Origin of the sequence: Paenibacillus sp. J23TS9 (assembly GCF_018403225.1) — a bacterium.
Classification (GTDB): domain Bacteria; phylum Bacillota; class Bacilli; order Paenibacillales; family Paenibacillaceae; genus Paenibacillus_AQ.
The window spans coordinates 1-255 of record NZ_BOSG01000040.1; the positions used below are offsets into that span (position 1 = coordinate 1).

General features: G+C 55.7%; 1 rRNA gene. It reads right to left on the reverse strand.

Annotated elements, in window-relative coordinates:
* Positions 1-255: ribosomal RNA gene (locus KJS65_RS29610) — 16S ribosomal RNA — on the reverse strand; the annotation flags it as partial.

Below are 255 nucleotides of genomic sequence, written 5' to 3' on the forward strand. Positions count from 1 at the left end.
CAAACTTAAATGGCCGCCTGCGCGCGCTTTACGCCCAATAATTCCGGACAACGCTTGCCCCCTACGTATTACCGCGGCTGCTGGCACGTAGTTAGCCGGGGCTTTCTTCTCAGGTACCGTCACTCCGATAGCAGTTACTCTACCGGACGTTCTTCCCTGGCAACAGAGCTTTACGATCCGAAAACCTTCATCACTCACGCGGCGTTGCTCCGTCAGACTTTCGTCCATTGCGGAAGATTCCCTACTGCTGCCTCC